The 13,685-nt window shown below is 51.1% G+C and carries 14 protein-coding genes; all 14 read right to left on the bottom strand.

What is annotated here, in order from left to right; translation table 11 throughout:
* Positions 1-30 precede the first annotated feature (30 nt).
* The 14 genes from WN59_RS03885 to WN59_RS03820 all read right to left on the bottom strand — a co-directional run bounded on the left by WN59_RS03885 (position 31) and on the right by WN59_RS03820 (position 13,653).
* The gene (locus tag WN59_RS03885) at positions 31-306 is read right to left on the bottom strand and encodes an RNA-binding S4 domain-containing protein (RefSeq protein ID WP_046512966.1); all 276 of its coding nucleotides are present in this window, start codon (positions 304-306) and stop codon (positions 31-33) included.
* Positions 307-311: 5 nt separating this feature from the next.
* Positions 312-1,475 carry a MazG nucleotide pyrophosphohydrolase domain-containing protein gene (locus WN59_RS03880; protein WP_046512963.1) on the bottom strand — a complete coding sequence of 388 codons (1,164 nt, stop codon included), beginning with the start codon at positions 1,473-1,475 and terminating at the stop codon, positions 312-314.
* Positions 1,472-4,942, bottom strand: a complete 3,471-nt coding sequence (mfd, locus tag WN59_RS03875; protein WP_046512960.1) for a transcription-repair coupling factor — start codon at positions 4,940-4,942, stop codon at positions 1,472-1,474. Before mfd ends, WN59_RS03880 begins: the two co-directional genes overlap by 4 nt.
* Positions 4,932-5,507: an aminoacyl-tRNA hydrolase gene (gene pth / locus WN59_RS03870; protein WP_046512955.1), complete on the bottom strand. Its 576-nt coding sequence runs from the start codon at positions 5,505-5,507 to the stop codon at positions 4,932-4,934. Before pth ends, mfd begins: the two co-directional genes overlap by 11 nt.
* Positions 5,508-5,569: 62 nt before the next feature.
* Positions 5,570-6,214 (bottom strand): 50S ribosomal protein L25/general stress protein Ctc, encoded by a 645-nt coding sequence (locus WN59_RS03865; protein ID WP_046512951.1) that lies wholly within the window; start codon positions 6,212-6,214, stop codon positions 5,570-5,572.
* Positions 6,215-6,325: 111 nt separating this feature from the next.
* On the bottom strand, positions 6,326-7,300 hold the full coding sequence (locus WN59_RS03860) for a ribose-phosphate diphosphokinase (RefSeq protein WP_046512947.1): 975 nt from the start codon (positions 7,298-7,300) through the stop codon (positions 6,326-6,328).
* Positions 7,301-7,312: 12 nt separating this feature from the next.
* Entirely contained in the window at positions 7,313-8,674 is a 1,362-nt protein-coding gene (gene glmU, locus WN59_RS03855) for a bifunctional UDP-N-acetylglucosamine diphosphorylase/glucosamine-1-phosphate N-acetyltransferase GlmU (protein WP_046512944.1), read from the bottom strand.
* Between the two features lie 141 nt (positions 8,675-8,815).
* The gene (gene spoVG / locus WN59_RS03850; protein ID WP_046512940.1) at positions 8,816-9,220 is read right to left on the bottom strand and encodes a septation regulator SpoVG; all 405 of its coding nucleotides are present in this window, start codon (positions 9,218-9,220) and stop codon (positions 8,816-8,818) included.
* Between the two features lie 65 nt (positions 9,221-9,285).
* On the bottom strand, positions 9,286-9,666 hold the full coding sequence (locus tag WN59_RS03845) for a RidA family protein (protein WP_046512935.1): 381 nt from the start codon (positions 9,664-9,666) through the stop codon (positions 9,286-9,288).
* Positions 9,667-9,688: 22 nt separating this feature from the next.
* The gene (purR, locus tag WN59_RS03840) at positions 9,689-10,537 is read right to left on the bottom strand and encodes a pur operon repressor (protein ID WP_046512931.1); all 849 of its coding nucleotides are present in this window, start codon (positions 10,535-10,537) and stop codon (positions 9,689-9,691) included.
* Between the two features lie 63 nt (positions 10,538-10,600).
* A complete protein-coding gene (gene ispE / locus WN59_RS03835; RefSeq protein WP_046512928.1) occupies positions 10,601-11,446 on the bottom strand; it encodes a 4-(cytidine 5'-diphospho)-2-C-methyl-D-erythritol kinase in 846 nt (281 codons plus the stop codon).
* 92 nt (positions 11,447-11,538) lie between these two features.
* A complete protein-coding gene (locus WN59_RS03830) occupies positions 11,539-12,009 on the bottom strand; it encodes a flavin reductase family protein (RefSeq protein WP_046512924.1) in 471 nt (156 codons plus the stop codon).
* An 89-nt stretch (positions 12,010-12,098) separates the two neighbouring features.
* Positions 12,099-12,803 carry an ABC transporter permease gene (locus WN59_RS03825; RefSeq protein ID WP_046512920.1) on the bottom strand — a complete coding sequence of 235 codons (705 nt, stop codon included), beginning with the start codon at positions 12,801-12,803 and terminating at the stop codon, positions 12,099-12,101.
* 1 nt (position 12,804) lies between these two features.
* Positions 12,805-13,653 (bottom strand): ABC transporter ATP-binding protein, encoded by an 849-nt coding sequence (locus tag WN59_RS03820; protein WP_046512917.1) that lies wholly within the window; start codon positions 13,651-13,653, stop codon positions 12,805-12,807.
* Positions 13,654-13,685: the final 32 nt, after the last annotated feature.

Raw genomic sequence — 13,685 nt, 5'->3', positions numbered from 1 at the left:
TTATAAAATACACCATAAGCGACATGTTTACTAGAGAAAATCAGTCTCACTTTCAATTTTTTCCTCTTTCAGCACTTTATACATACGCTCCGCATCCTCTTTTTTGGCATGCGTCCCGAGCTCCAGCACTTCGAATGTAAGGACCTTCCGGCCGAACCGTATTTCCACCTCGTCACCGACAGAAAGGTCGGCTCCGGCTTTTGCCGTCCTGCCGTTCACTTTCACACGCCCTTCGTCGCTCAGTTCCTTTGCGAGCGGGCGCCGTTTGATTACGCGTGACACTTTCAGGAATTTATCCAATCTCATGTTATTCACCCCCCGCTCTTCAGTATCTCTTCCAGCGTGCGCCCTTCATGGATGGTCTCCTTCATCCAGCCGAGCACTTTTTCGCCGTATTCCTTCTCATACTTTATCTTCTCTTTCTTGCCTTCCTTTTTCTTGGCGTCGCTCCATATGCGCTTCAAATCATCCACTGATTCCGCCGACTCATCCCCGAATACGTGAGGATGCCGTCTGACGATTTTCGCATTCAGGCTTCCGAGCACATCGAAGAAATCGAAATACCCCTCTTTTTTGCCGATGGAACTGTGAAGTGCGACCTGCAGCAGAATATCCCCGAGCTCTTCAACGATTGCGTCGTCATCCTGCCGTTCTATCGCCTCGATGACTTCGAACGTTTCCTCGATCAGATGCTTTTCAAGCGATTCATGGGTCTGCACCTTATCCCACGGGCAGCCGTCCTCGCCGACAAGCGTATCGAACACTTCGGTCATATAATGGATATCGCGTTCCGCCAGCCTGACGTCCTCCGTCTCCGGTATATAAAGACAGAGCAGATTGCTGCTGATATTAAGGCGGTCGATCTCATGGAGCCCGGTGTCGTATATCCTTTCATCCTTACCCCCCGCTGCATCGACCAGCTGCACTTTCGTCTCCGGCGGATAGTACTCCAGCAGTGTAAGCTTCGCCTCACTCAGGCTGAGCGTGTCGTATACCTGGGTGATGAGCGTATGTTTGCTGAAATCAAGATCGCCGACTGCAAGTGCGGTGCCGTCGAGCACCTGGAACCCTTCATTCACAGGCACTTTGAGTGCAGCGATGACCACATCGATGAAACTCTGTCCACCCGACACCTCCACATGGATTTCTCCTGACTCCTGCCACGCGAGGAGCAGTTCCGTCGTCGTTTCATAAAACATCGGATGCCCCGGAACGGCGTATATGACATCACTGTCACGGGCCGCGGCAACGAGTGCATCCGCAATCGCCGTGTAGGTCTCCTCGAAGGTATCATGCGCCTCATAGAGATGATCGAAGCTTACAGTCTCCACGCCTTCCGATTCAAGCTCACGCGCCGCGGGATGGCCGTCTGTGCGCAGATGGACCTTATCCGCTGACCTGAGACGCTTCCATACGCCGAGCGGCATCTGATCCAAATCCGATGTCCCGAGTCCGATGATTTCTATTTTATTCATATCGCTTCCTCCATCCTGCTGTCCTGGATTGCTTTCATGATTTCGATGAGCTGCGCCACATCCTTGGTTCTGAGCGTGATCTTCATCTCGTTATCCTGCACGGAAATCTTCATGATGCGGCCGTATTCCGCCGTATCCATGAACAGTTTCTCCCCGTCGATCTGCTCTGTCGCATTCCGTGAGACATGGAGGTGGAAGTGCCGGCTGTCCTCTTTCACCTGATAGATGCCGAACAGTAGGGCATACACTTTGATGCGGACAAGCTGCAGCAGCCGTTCCACTTCAACCGGATAGTCACCGAAGCGGTCGAGCAGCTCATCTTCGATGTCCTGTATGGCTTCGATGGAATCCGCCTTCCTGAGACGCTTGTAAATATCGATCTTGGACTGCTCATGCGTAATGTAGGTGCCCGGTATATAGGCATCGAGGGTGATGTCCACAGGGATGTTCACCGGTTCCGGCTCCGGCTCGATGCCCTGTTTCTCCTTGACGGCCGTTTCCAGCATTTCGGAATAAAGTTCATATCCCACGGAGTCGATGAACCCGGACTGGTGCTTGCCGAGCAGATTCCCCGCCCCGCGGATGTTCAAGTCCCGCATGGCGATCTTGAATCCGCTGCCGAGCTCTGTATACTCCTTGATGGCCTCAAGACGCTTTTCCGCCACTTCCGTCAGCACCTTGTCCGGCTGATGGAAGAGGTAGGCATAGCTGATGCGGCTGCTCCTGCCGACACGGCCCCGGAGCTGATAAAGCTGGCTGAGACCGAACCGGTCGGCATCCTCGATGATCAGTGTGTTGGCATTCGGCACATCCACACCGGTCTCGATGATGGTCGTCGTGACAAGGACATCGTACTCTCCGTTTACAAACGCAAGCATGGTCTCCTCGACTTCCTTCTCGTTCATTTTCGCATGCATCACCGCAACTTCCGCATCCGGGACCAGCGCCTCGACATGCGCTTTCTTCTGATAGATCGTATCCACCCGGTTGTGCAGGTAGAACACCTGACCGCCGCGGGAAAGTTCCCGCTCCACCGCTTCCTTGACGAAATTCGGCTGGAATTCGAGCACGTAGGTCTGTACCGGGAACCGGTTTTCCGGCGGCGTTTCAATGACAGAGAGATCCCTGACACCGGTCAGGCTCATATGGAGCGTCCTCGGGATCGGTGTTGCTGTCAGCGTCAGCACATCCACGTTCGTCTTCAGCTGTTTGATCTTCTCTTTGTGCTTCACCCCGAAGCGCTGCTCCTCGTCTATGATCAGGAGGCCGAGGTCTTTGTATTCGACGGTGTTCGCCAGAATCTTATGGGTGCCGACCACGATGTCGACCGTCCCCTTTTTAAGGCCTTCCCGTGTTTTCTTCAGCTGGGCCGGTGTCCTGAAGCGGCTCATCATCTCGACGTTGACCGGGAAGTCCTCGATCCGTTCGATCAGGCTTTCGAAATGCTGTGCTGCAAGGATCGTCGTCGGCACGAGGAATGCCACCTGTTTGCCGTCCTGCACTGCTTTGAATGCCGCCCGGATTGCCACTTCGGTCTTGCCGTATCCCACATCCCCGCATAACAGGCGGTCCATCGGACGAATATTCTCCATGTCCTTTTTGATTTCCCCGACAGAAGCATACTGGTCGGGTGTCGGCTCGTACGGGAAGCGCGCTTCAAAAGAAGCCTGCATTTCCGTATCTTCCGAGAACCGGAAGCCCTCAGACTGTGACCGTTCCTGATAGAGCTTCAGCAGCTCGTCCGCAATTTCATTGACATTTGCCTCGACCTTGGCCTTCGTCTTCTTCCATTCGGTGCCGCCGAGCTTATGCATCTTCGGCTGGCCGTCATCACTTGAGACATATTTCTGGACCAGGTCCATCTGGTCGACAGGGATATAGAGCTGATCTGTGCCACTGTACTGCAGTTTCATGTAGTCGTTATGGATGCCGCCGACTTCCAGTGTTTCGATGCCCATGTAGCGGCCCACGCCGTGATGGACATGGACGACGTAGTCACCCGCATTCAGCTCCTGGTAGGATTTGATCTTTTCGGCGTTGGAGAGTTTCTTCGTCCGCTTCTTCCTGCGTGCCGTCTTGTTGTAGAGCTCCTTCGACCCCAAAACAGCCACTTTCATGAACGGCAGGATGAACCCTTTCCCGAGCGTACCGGTGGTCAGCACAATGCCTGAATCCACCGGAATCTCCCCGATATAGCTCTGGATCTTCAGATCCTCGAGCAGCTGGTGCGTCTTCGACACCTCCTCCTCGTCACGGAGGACGATGCTGATCATATAGTCGTCACCGAGCATCTTATTCAGGTTGGATGCCAGTATGTCATACTGGCCGTAGTATATTTCAGTCGGCCGGACGGAAATCTTTACAATATGCCCAATTTCAACCGGCATGCTTTTCGTGAACAGGTTGAAGTATGTGCTGCCATCACGTGCAAGCAGGCGCCCGTACTGGTCCTCCAGATAGTTGCCGCCGCCTTTTAGCATGCGCCCGGCTTCCACCATCGATTCGTAGTAGGTGCCGACAGAATTGAATTCTGTTTCATATGCCGCCGCCATGTTCTTGACTTCATCGATGATGACGCGGTGGCCGTCCGTAATGTAGTCGAGGATGGAGATCTCACCGCCTTCGAGGAGGTGGCTGTACTGTACAAGGTGGTTGAATGTCTGATCGGGATGGGTCACTGTGTCATAGTAGTCCTCGAGCGTCTCCAAAGAGGCACTGTCGAGCCCTTCCTTCGTCTCCTGGTACAGCGTTTCTATCTTCCCAAGAAGAATTTCGCGCTCTTGTGGTTCAAGTATATACTCTGCATAAGGCTCCATCGTGAAGGAATCGAGATTGCCGATGGAACGCTGCGTCTCAGGGTCGATGGCCCGGAGGGAATCCACTTCATCATCAAAGAGTTCGACACGTACGAGCTGCTCAGGCATATGGATATCGATGATATCCCCGCGTACAGCAAATTCCCCGAAATGGACCGCCTGGTTCATCCTTCTGTAGCCCAGACTCACCAGATCTTCCATGAACCCATCATAGTCCAGGATGGTGCCGATCTTTATCGTCTTTTCGTAGCTGAGAAGCTTTTCCTTCGGCATCAGTGGCTTTAGAAGTGCATGTACCGGCACGACAAACAGCCCCGGCTCGTTGTGCGCCAGAGCAAACAATGCACTCATCCTGGATTTCATGAATTCAGGGCTTTGTTTGGCATGATTCTCTATCATGATATCGCCTACAGGGAAAGTGTAGACGTTGTCCATCATATCCATCAGGGGATTCGCAATCTTCTCCATCTGATGGTTATTCTGTACGAACAGGACGACCGGACGGCTTTCCTTCCTCGACAGCTCGTACAGGAGCGTCGGCTTGAAATCGTCGTTTACGCCGGTCACCATCATATTGAGGCGGTCTTTATGATCCGCCACTTCGAGGAACCGCTCATCCTGCTGTATCCTTTCCGATACTTTACTGTTCATTTACATCACCATTATATTCAGTCATAACATCCTGGAACGGCACCGTTACAAAATCTGCGCACGCCTCTGCCGACCTGGCTGTCACTTTGTCGATCAGTGCCGCTTCCTCTTTCCTGAACCTGCCGAGCACATAACCCGTGATGGAACCGCCCGGCTCCGGCCGGTCGATGCCGATGCGGATGCGTTTGTATTTATCCGTCGCCAGATGCTGGTTCAGGGATTTTATGCCGTTATGGCCGCCGCCCGAACCCTTTTGCCTGAGCCTCAGTTTGCCGACCGGCAGATCAAGGTCATCATACAGCACCAGGATATCCTCCACGGCGATTTTATAATAATCCAGCAGCGGGCGGATACCTTCCCCGGAGAGGTTCATGAATGTCTGCGGCTTGACCAGCATGACCTTTTTGCCGTTTACGTATCCAGCACCGTAGCTGCACTTGAATTTATTCTGTGAGAGCCCGATTCCGAGATCCGAAGAAAGCTGGTCTATCACCATGAACCCGATGTTATGACGTGTTTTTTCGTATTTCCTTCCCGGATTGCCCAGTCCAATGATGCATTTCATCATATCACCTCATACAACGTTAAAAAGGCGATGGGAACTCCACCGCCGTTAAAACATCATGATTATTGCTCTTCGTTTTCAGTTTCCTCGGAAGCGGCTTCTTCGCCTTCTTCAGAACCTTCAACTTCTTCGCCTTCAGCTTCTTCAAGATCTTCCTCTTTTTGCGGAGGTACGATGCTGACAAGCGTTTCTTCGTCTTCATTTTCAATGGTGTATTTGGCGCCCTGACGCAGATCGGATACATGGATTGAGTCTCCGATTTCAAGAGCTTCCACGTTGATTTCGATGGACTCTGGAATGTTGTCCGGAGTCGCAGTCACCTGAACCTGGAAAGCAGGCTGCTCGACTACGCCGCCTTCTTTGACACCCGCAGCTTCACCAACCAATTCAATTGTTACATCCACTGTAACTTCGGACTTCATGTTGATTGCTGTGAAGTCTATATGGGTGATCTGGTTTTTGAGTGAATCGAACTGATAATCCGTCACCATCACGTTAACCGCTTTTCCATTGAGGTCCAATGCAATTACGCCGTTACGGCCCACTTCGCGGATTACTTTGATAAATTCGTTCTCATCTACTGAAACGTTAGTGTTCTCCACTTCGTAACCGTAAACGATTGCAGGGATCTTCCCTGTGGAACGCAGTTCTGTAAGCTCAGAACGCTTTCCCTTGCCTTCCCTTGCTGCTGAAGCCAATTTTGCCATGGTATATTTCCACCTTTCATTTACAGACAGTCTACTTTTGCCTAATTTAACACATAGCCATGCATAATAATAGCACATTACCCATACATTTGTAAAAGAAACATTGACAAATTAAGTATCAAACAGGATACTGACGGATTCTTCTTCATAAACCCGGACGATCGCCTGCGCCATCAGCTCTCCGACAGAAAGCCCCACTATCTTGTCTATCTTCTTTTCTTCGGGCAGCTGTATGGAATTTGTGACAACCAGTTCTTTGATCACTGACTCCTCGATCCTGGAAATAGCCGGTCCGGAAAGCACAGGGTGCGTACAGCACGCATACACTTCTTTCGCACCTTTATCGAGAAGTGCCTGTGCAGCAAGCTTCATCGTGCCGCCTGTATCGATGATGTCATCGATGATGATGGCAGTGCGTCCTTCGATTTCGCCGACGATATTCATCACTTCCGCAACATTCGGCTTCGGCCGGCGTTTATCGATGATGGCGATCGGCGTCTTGAGACGGTCGGCCATCTTGCGCGCACGCGTTACGCCGCCGTGATCCGGGGAAACGACGACGACTTCGTCGAAGTTCAGATCTTTATGTTCAAGGAAATAGTCGCTCAGGATCGGCACACCCATGAGATGGTCGATAGGAATATCGAAGAAGCCCTGTATCTGGGGTGCATGCAGGTCGAGTGAAATCACCCTGTCCGCTCCGGCTGTCTCGATCAGGTTTGCAACGAGTTTCGCTGTGATCGGTTCACGCGCACGGCTCTTGCGGTCCTGCCGTGCATAGCCGTAATACGGCATTACAATGTTGATCGTCGCCGCTGAAGCGCGTTTCAGTGCATCGATCATGATCAGCAGCTGCATGAGGTGTTCGTTGACCGGCTGGCTTGTCGGCTGGACGACAAATACGTCACATCCCCGCACGCTCTCCTCGATATTGACCTGTACTTCCTCATCGGAAAAATGCTGTACCGTAATCTTTCCCAAAGGGATGCCGATATGTTCAGCGATCTCTTCTGCGAGCGGCTCGTTGCCTTTCAAAGAAAAAAGGCGCAGGCTGGAATTTTTGTACTGGTTGCTAGAAGCTAACATGTTCATCCTCCATTAATTGTCTTTATTGTAGTATCCCGTCTTTGTCGTCTGTCTGTTCCTTGCGATTGCAAGACTGTCTTCAGGAACTTCATCAGTGATCGTCGATCCCGCTGCGATGAATGACCTGTCACCGATTTTGACCGGCGCCACAAGGTTCGAGTTGCAGCCGATGAATGAATCCATGCCGATTTCAGTTTTGAATTTGTTCTTACCATCATAATTCACTGTAATCGTTCCGCAGCCGACGTTGGTCCTGGCGCCGATGGTGGCGTCCCCGATATAGCTGAGATGCGACACTTTGGATTCATTTTCAAGCCTTGATTTCTTCACTTCGACGAAGTTGCCGATCTTCACTTCCTCACCAAGCTCGGACTGCGGCCTGAGCTGGGCAAACGGTCCCACCTTGGTGCCTCTGCCCACTTTCGCTTCCGTCACCACGGAATGCCTGATCTCCACTTCATCATCGATGATGGAATCCTTGATTTCTGTTCCAGAGGATATGATAACATTTTTACCGATCTTTGTGTCTCCACGGATGATTGCCCCCGGATAAATTATGGAATCCGTGCCAATTTCCACTTCGGCATCGATATATGTCGTTTCCGGGTGGATCAGTGTGACACCGTTTTGCATGTGCATCGTATTGATGCGTTTCCTAAATATTTCCTCAGCATTCGCGAGAGCAACTCTGTCATTTATGCCGAGCGTTTCCTCAAAATCCGGAGAGATGTAGGCTTCGACACGGGCACCCCGGCCCCGGAGGATGGAAACGACATCCGGCAGATAATACTCATCCTGTGCGTTATCGTTGTCGACGTTTTCAAGTGCGCTGAACAGCGCTCTGTTGTCGAATATGAAAGTCCCGGAGCTCACTTCCTTGATCTCGCGTTCGAGATCCGTGGCATCCTTCTCTTCGACGATACGCTTGACAGAGCCGTTCTCCTTCCTGACAATGCGGCCGTATCCGAACGGTGCGCGCGTACGGGATGAAAGGATGGTCGCCTTTGCCCCTGTATCCAGGTGGTACTTCATGAATTCCTGCATCGTCGTCTCCGTGATGAGCGGTGTATCCCCGCACACGACCATGGTGTGGCCATCAAGGTCCGCCAGTTCCTCTTTCCACTGCATCACTGCGTGTGCCGTTCCCAGCTGCTCCTCCTGCACCGTCTGACGGATGCCGTCACCCAGATACGTGCTCACAGTCTCAGAGCCGTGACCCAGCACAGCATAGATATCGGTGATCCCCGATTTATTCAGATTGCTGATGACATGCTGGATCATCGGAGTGCCACATACTTCATGGAGCACCTTGAATTTTTCGGACTTCATCCTCGTGCCTTTGCCGGCCGCCAGAATAATCGCTCTCGTTTGCATACTCTACCTCCAGTTTATGACTACTCTAATTATATTTTACTGACTGGGTACTTTCAAGACGAAACGGATATATGTCCAAAAAGGCATTTCGGCCAATAAAAGACCCGCAAAGCAGCGCTGTGCTTCACGGGTATGAAATCGCTATTTATCTTCATCGATTCCGAGTTCGCCCTCTTTGGGTTCATCGCGGTGCTCCTCTTCCTCCCGGTCCACCTGATCCTTCGTCGGATCGACCGGTGATTCCGCTGTTGCCGGGGCGCTCTCGCCGGAGTCCGAATCATTCTCTTCGGCTTCCGATTCTTCATATACTCTCATTACTTCCTCCTGCACATGCTGGCGCATATCGGAGTGAATCGGATGGGCAATGTCGCGGAATTCACCGTCCGGCGTCCGTTTGCTCGGCATCGCCACAAAGAGTCCATTATTACCTTCAATGACCCTGAGGTCATGGATTACAAATGCATCATCAAACGTAATGGATACAAGTGCTTTCATCCTGTTGTCTTGGTTATTTACTTTCCGCAGTCTTACATCTGTTATTTTCATAGTATGCTTCCCCCAATAAGATTATTGTTGGATCGTATGTGTACTGCTTCAGTCCACCAATACTTTTATGGTTCCATTTTCGATGCAACGACTTCAATCTCAACCTGTACATCTTTAGGTAGACGACTCACTTCTACACATGATCTTGCAGGTAGTTTACCCGGAAAATAAGCGCCATAAACGTCGTTGATCTTCGGGAAGTCCCCCATGTCGCTGATGAAAATCGTCGTCTTCACTATATTTTCAAAAGCCATGCCGGCCGCTTCAAGCACTGCACCGACATTCTCCATCACCTGCTTCGTCTGCTCCTCGACATCATCCGAAATGATCTCCCCTTCGAGCGTGAGGGGAATCTGTCCGGAGGAGTAGAACATGTTTCCGACTTTTACTCCGTGGCTGTACGGTCCGAGTGCTTCCGGTGCATTTTTAGAATTGATTGGTTCCATAGTATAAAATCTCCTTCACATTTTAAGATTCATGCTTTTGAAACGTTTCTTCAATATATTCCAGACAATTGCCTTCCTCCACCAGGAAGGACTGGTTGAATTCATCGATATCCGACACCTTCAGAAGGGAAGTGTAATCATTGAAGCGGCGGTGTTCCACCTGTTTGGCCTCCACCAGCACGCTGACGCCGACCACTGTGGCTGCAAACTCCTCCATGAGGTTGATTACGCCGGTGATGGAGCCGCCCGCCCTCAGGAAGTCGTCCACGACAAGGACCTTCGATCCTTCTTTCAAGGTCCGCTTCGACAGGACCATCGTCTCTATCTTCCGCGTCGAGCCGGAGACATAGTTCACTGAGACTGTGGAGCCCTCTGTCACTTTGTTGTCTTTGCGGATCACGGCCACGGGCACATTCAGCTTGCGTGCGACAGCATTCGCGAGCGAAATCCCTTTTGTCGCGATCGTCACGACCGCGTCAATTTCCTCATCGCCGTACATTGTGGCGATCAGTTCACTGATATCGTTCATGAGTGTGGGATTCCCCATGATGTCGGACATGTAAAGGTAGCCGCCGGGAAGCAGGCGTTCCTTCGTCTTCAGCATGTCCACGAACCCCTCCACGATCTCCTCTGCACGGCTGTAGCTGATTCTCGGCTGGAATGTCACGCCGCCGCCGGCGCCCGCTGTCGTCCGGACAATGCCGATACCGTCATTTTCGAAGACTTCCTTGATGATCCGGATATCCTCGCTGATCGAAGACTTGGCCTGGTTGAATTTCTCCACGAAAAAGGTCAGTGGAATCAGCTGATTTGGATGGGCGGTCAAGTGCCGGGTCATGAACACGAGACGCTCACTGCGTTTATATTTCATAAGATAACTCCTAATACCGTATTTTATATAAAGATATTAACATAAAAGTTCGGATTTGAGCAATTAACCGAGCAATCTTACTTTATAAACTTCGGAACAGCAGCCTTTCATGGCATTATAGAGATGCGCCGCCTGCCTCTCCTTTTGGACGAAACCGAATACTGTCGGACCGCTGCCGCTCATCATTGCACAGTCCGCACCACTCGCTGACATGCTGTCTATCAGCCTTCCCACCTCCGGGTACCTGCGGCAGGTCACCTCCTGCAGGTCGTTCTTCATAAGGGCGATGATTTCCTTATAATCCCCCTCTTTGACCGCAGCAGCCATTTCCCGCGACCCCGGCGGATTCTTGCCGGGCTTCAGCGCCTGATAGATCGTCTTTGTCGAAACATTGATCTTCGGTTTCGCCAGGATCACCCAGGCGTTGGGCGGTTTCGGCAGATGTTCGATTTTCTCCCCCCTGCCCGAGGCGATCGCGGTCCCCCCGTATACGCAAAAAGGGATGTCCGAGCCCAGCTTTGATGACAGTTCAGCGAGTTCCGCGGTTTCTATCCCCAGGTCATAGAGGGCATTCATCCCGCGGAAGGCTGCCGCAGCATCCGCCGAGCCGCCGGCGAGGCCTGCCGCAATGGGAATCCGCTTATCAATCGTGATGTTGACGCCGGTCTGTATGCCGTATGTCTCCATCATCAGGCTCGCTGCCTGATAGGCCAGATTGCGTCTGTCTGTAGGCACATACTGGTGTTCTGTATCGATGATTATCTTTTTGTCTTTACGCTTCGAAAAGGAAAGCTGGTCATTCAGATCCACGGTGGTCATCACCATGTTGACTTCATGGAATCCATCTCTCCTTTTGAAAAGGGTATCCAGCGTCAGATTTATCTTTGCCGGCGCAGTTTCAAAATGCATTGTTTCACTTCCATTTGTACGTTCATTTTTGTATCAGTTTATCATAAAACGACCTGATACAATACGCACTTTGTCATAAACTTGCAGCCGTCTCACCGGGCGTCGCTCCTGATGCCGCCGTACTGACCTTTGAAGAAAGTCAGCGGCTCACCTTCTTCGAACAGGATCTCTTCCACCTGGCCCAGTATGAGCGTATGGTCCCCCGCAGGAACCTGCTGATAATTTTTGCATACCAGTGCAGCCAGACTGTCCCGGAGCACCGGGACTTCATCAATCACATCAAAGCTGATTCCGCCTTCAAATACTTCCTGTTTGGCGAAATGTTTCGACAGATGCTTCTGCTCCTCTGTCAGCATGCTGATGCCGAATGAATCTGCAGATTTCAATTTATCGAGCATGGTTGCACGATTATCTATGGAAATCAGAACAAGTTTGGGGTCCAGCGATACGGACATGAATGCATTCGCAGTCATTCCATGGGTCTCCCCGCCCTCATTCACAGTAATTACGGTCACTCCGGTCGCAAACCTGCCCATTGCGTTCCTGAACGTACGATCTTCCATTACAACACTTCCTTCTTCGTTTATTATGAATAAAAAATTGGGAACAGATACATTTAATGTACCATATTCCCAATTAGTCTGAAAATTTTCTATTTGTTTTCATCATTCATCCGTTTTTTAAATGCCCATGCCGCATATATGAGGCCGAGTGCCGCCCATACGCATAAAATGAGCAATGGGACAGCCTCTGTTCCTTCCTGGATGAACACATACTGATACACCGGCAGGTACTCAGCAACCTGTCGTACGATGTGGGATTCATCCCCGACAATGGTTTCTATCATCGGGGTAAAACCGAATACAAGCATGATCGGCAGCAGATAAACAGAGGTTGTGGCGACGCTTTTCACTTCCAGCCCGACAGCGATGCCGAGAGCGAGGAAAAACAGGCCCAGCAGTACGAGCGCTGCGATGCCGCCCGCCCCCCACGATATTTCCGCATCCATAACCAGTAAAGCAAGGCCGAGTGAGATGCCGGTCATCATGATGACCACCAGGCTTTTGCCCGTCAGGATATCCAGCATCGAAGCCGGGGACTGCACCAGGCCCCGGAGCGTGTCCTTTTCATTCTCCTCCGCCATCATCGTCATGATACTGCTGCACAGGATTGTTGAATAGGCGGTGCCGATGATAACCGCAATGATTACAGCAGGCGTTTCCGTGCTCTCCGGTCCTATATTCCTGAACATGAATGCCATCAGTATCGGAATAAGTGTCGTAGTGAACAACATCATATTCCGTGTAAATTCTTTAAGGTCTTTTTCGAATATCGCCATTATCCTTCCAGTGTTCATATCAGACCAGTTCCTTTCCGGTAACATTTTTAAATACTTCGCCAAGTGTCGGGTAATCCGTTCTGATATCGATGACTTCGGAATCGAATAATGCCTCTTCCAGCTCAGTCCTGTTATCAGTACTCCGTTCAATACTCATCGTCCTGCCACCGTTCATCGTAATATGGACCTCATTCTTTTTATAGGCGTGCCTCAAAAATTCCGGCGCCCCCTGTTCCAGTATCCTGCCGTTATTAAGGAACGCCACCCTGTCGCACAGAGCCGTCGCTTCGTCCATGTCATGGGTCGTCAGCATGATGGTCGTCCCCTGTCCTTTGATGCGCAGCAGCATATCATGGATCCTGTCCGTAGTAATCGGATCAAGTGCACTTGTCGGTTCATCCAAAAACAATATTTCGGGTTCATGCAGAATCGCCTTGCATAGGAGTATGCGCTGCTTCATCCCTTTTGACAGCACCGACACTCTTTTATCAGCGTGTTTTTCCAGGCCGACCTCCTTTAGCACCTGCATCACTTTCTCCTTATCTGTACCATACAGCTTCCTGAACAGCTCCAGATTATCCCTCACTGTCAGACGGTCATACAGCGAGCTGTTGTCCGACAGGATCCCCAACTGTTTTATATAGGATGATCTGCCGAATTCTTCGTGCGCATAGCCGAGTATTTCCACCCTGCCTGCATCCGGTTCGAATTCACCCGTCAGTATTTTAATAGTGGTCGTCTTGCCGGAACCGCTCGGCCCGAGCAATCCGAATATTTCTCCACGCCCTATTTCAAATTCTATTCCATCCAACGCTTTCTCATTTCCGAAAATTTTCTTCAAACCTTCTGCAGTTATGATCGCTTCCATTGTCCTTACCTCCTTCATGTGCTGACTCAAGT

Source organism: Salinicoccus sediminis, assembly GCF_000986795.1.
Taxonomy (GTDB): domain Bacteria; phylum Bacillota; class Bacilli; order Staphylococcales; family Salinicoccaceae; genus Salinicoccus; species Salinicoccus sediminis.
This window is presented reverse-complemented; position numbering and strand designations above follow the sequence as displayed.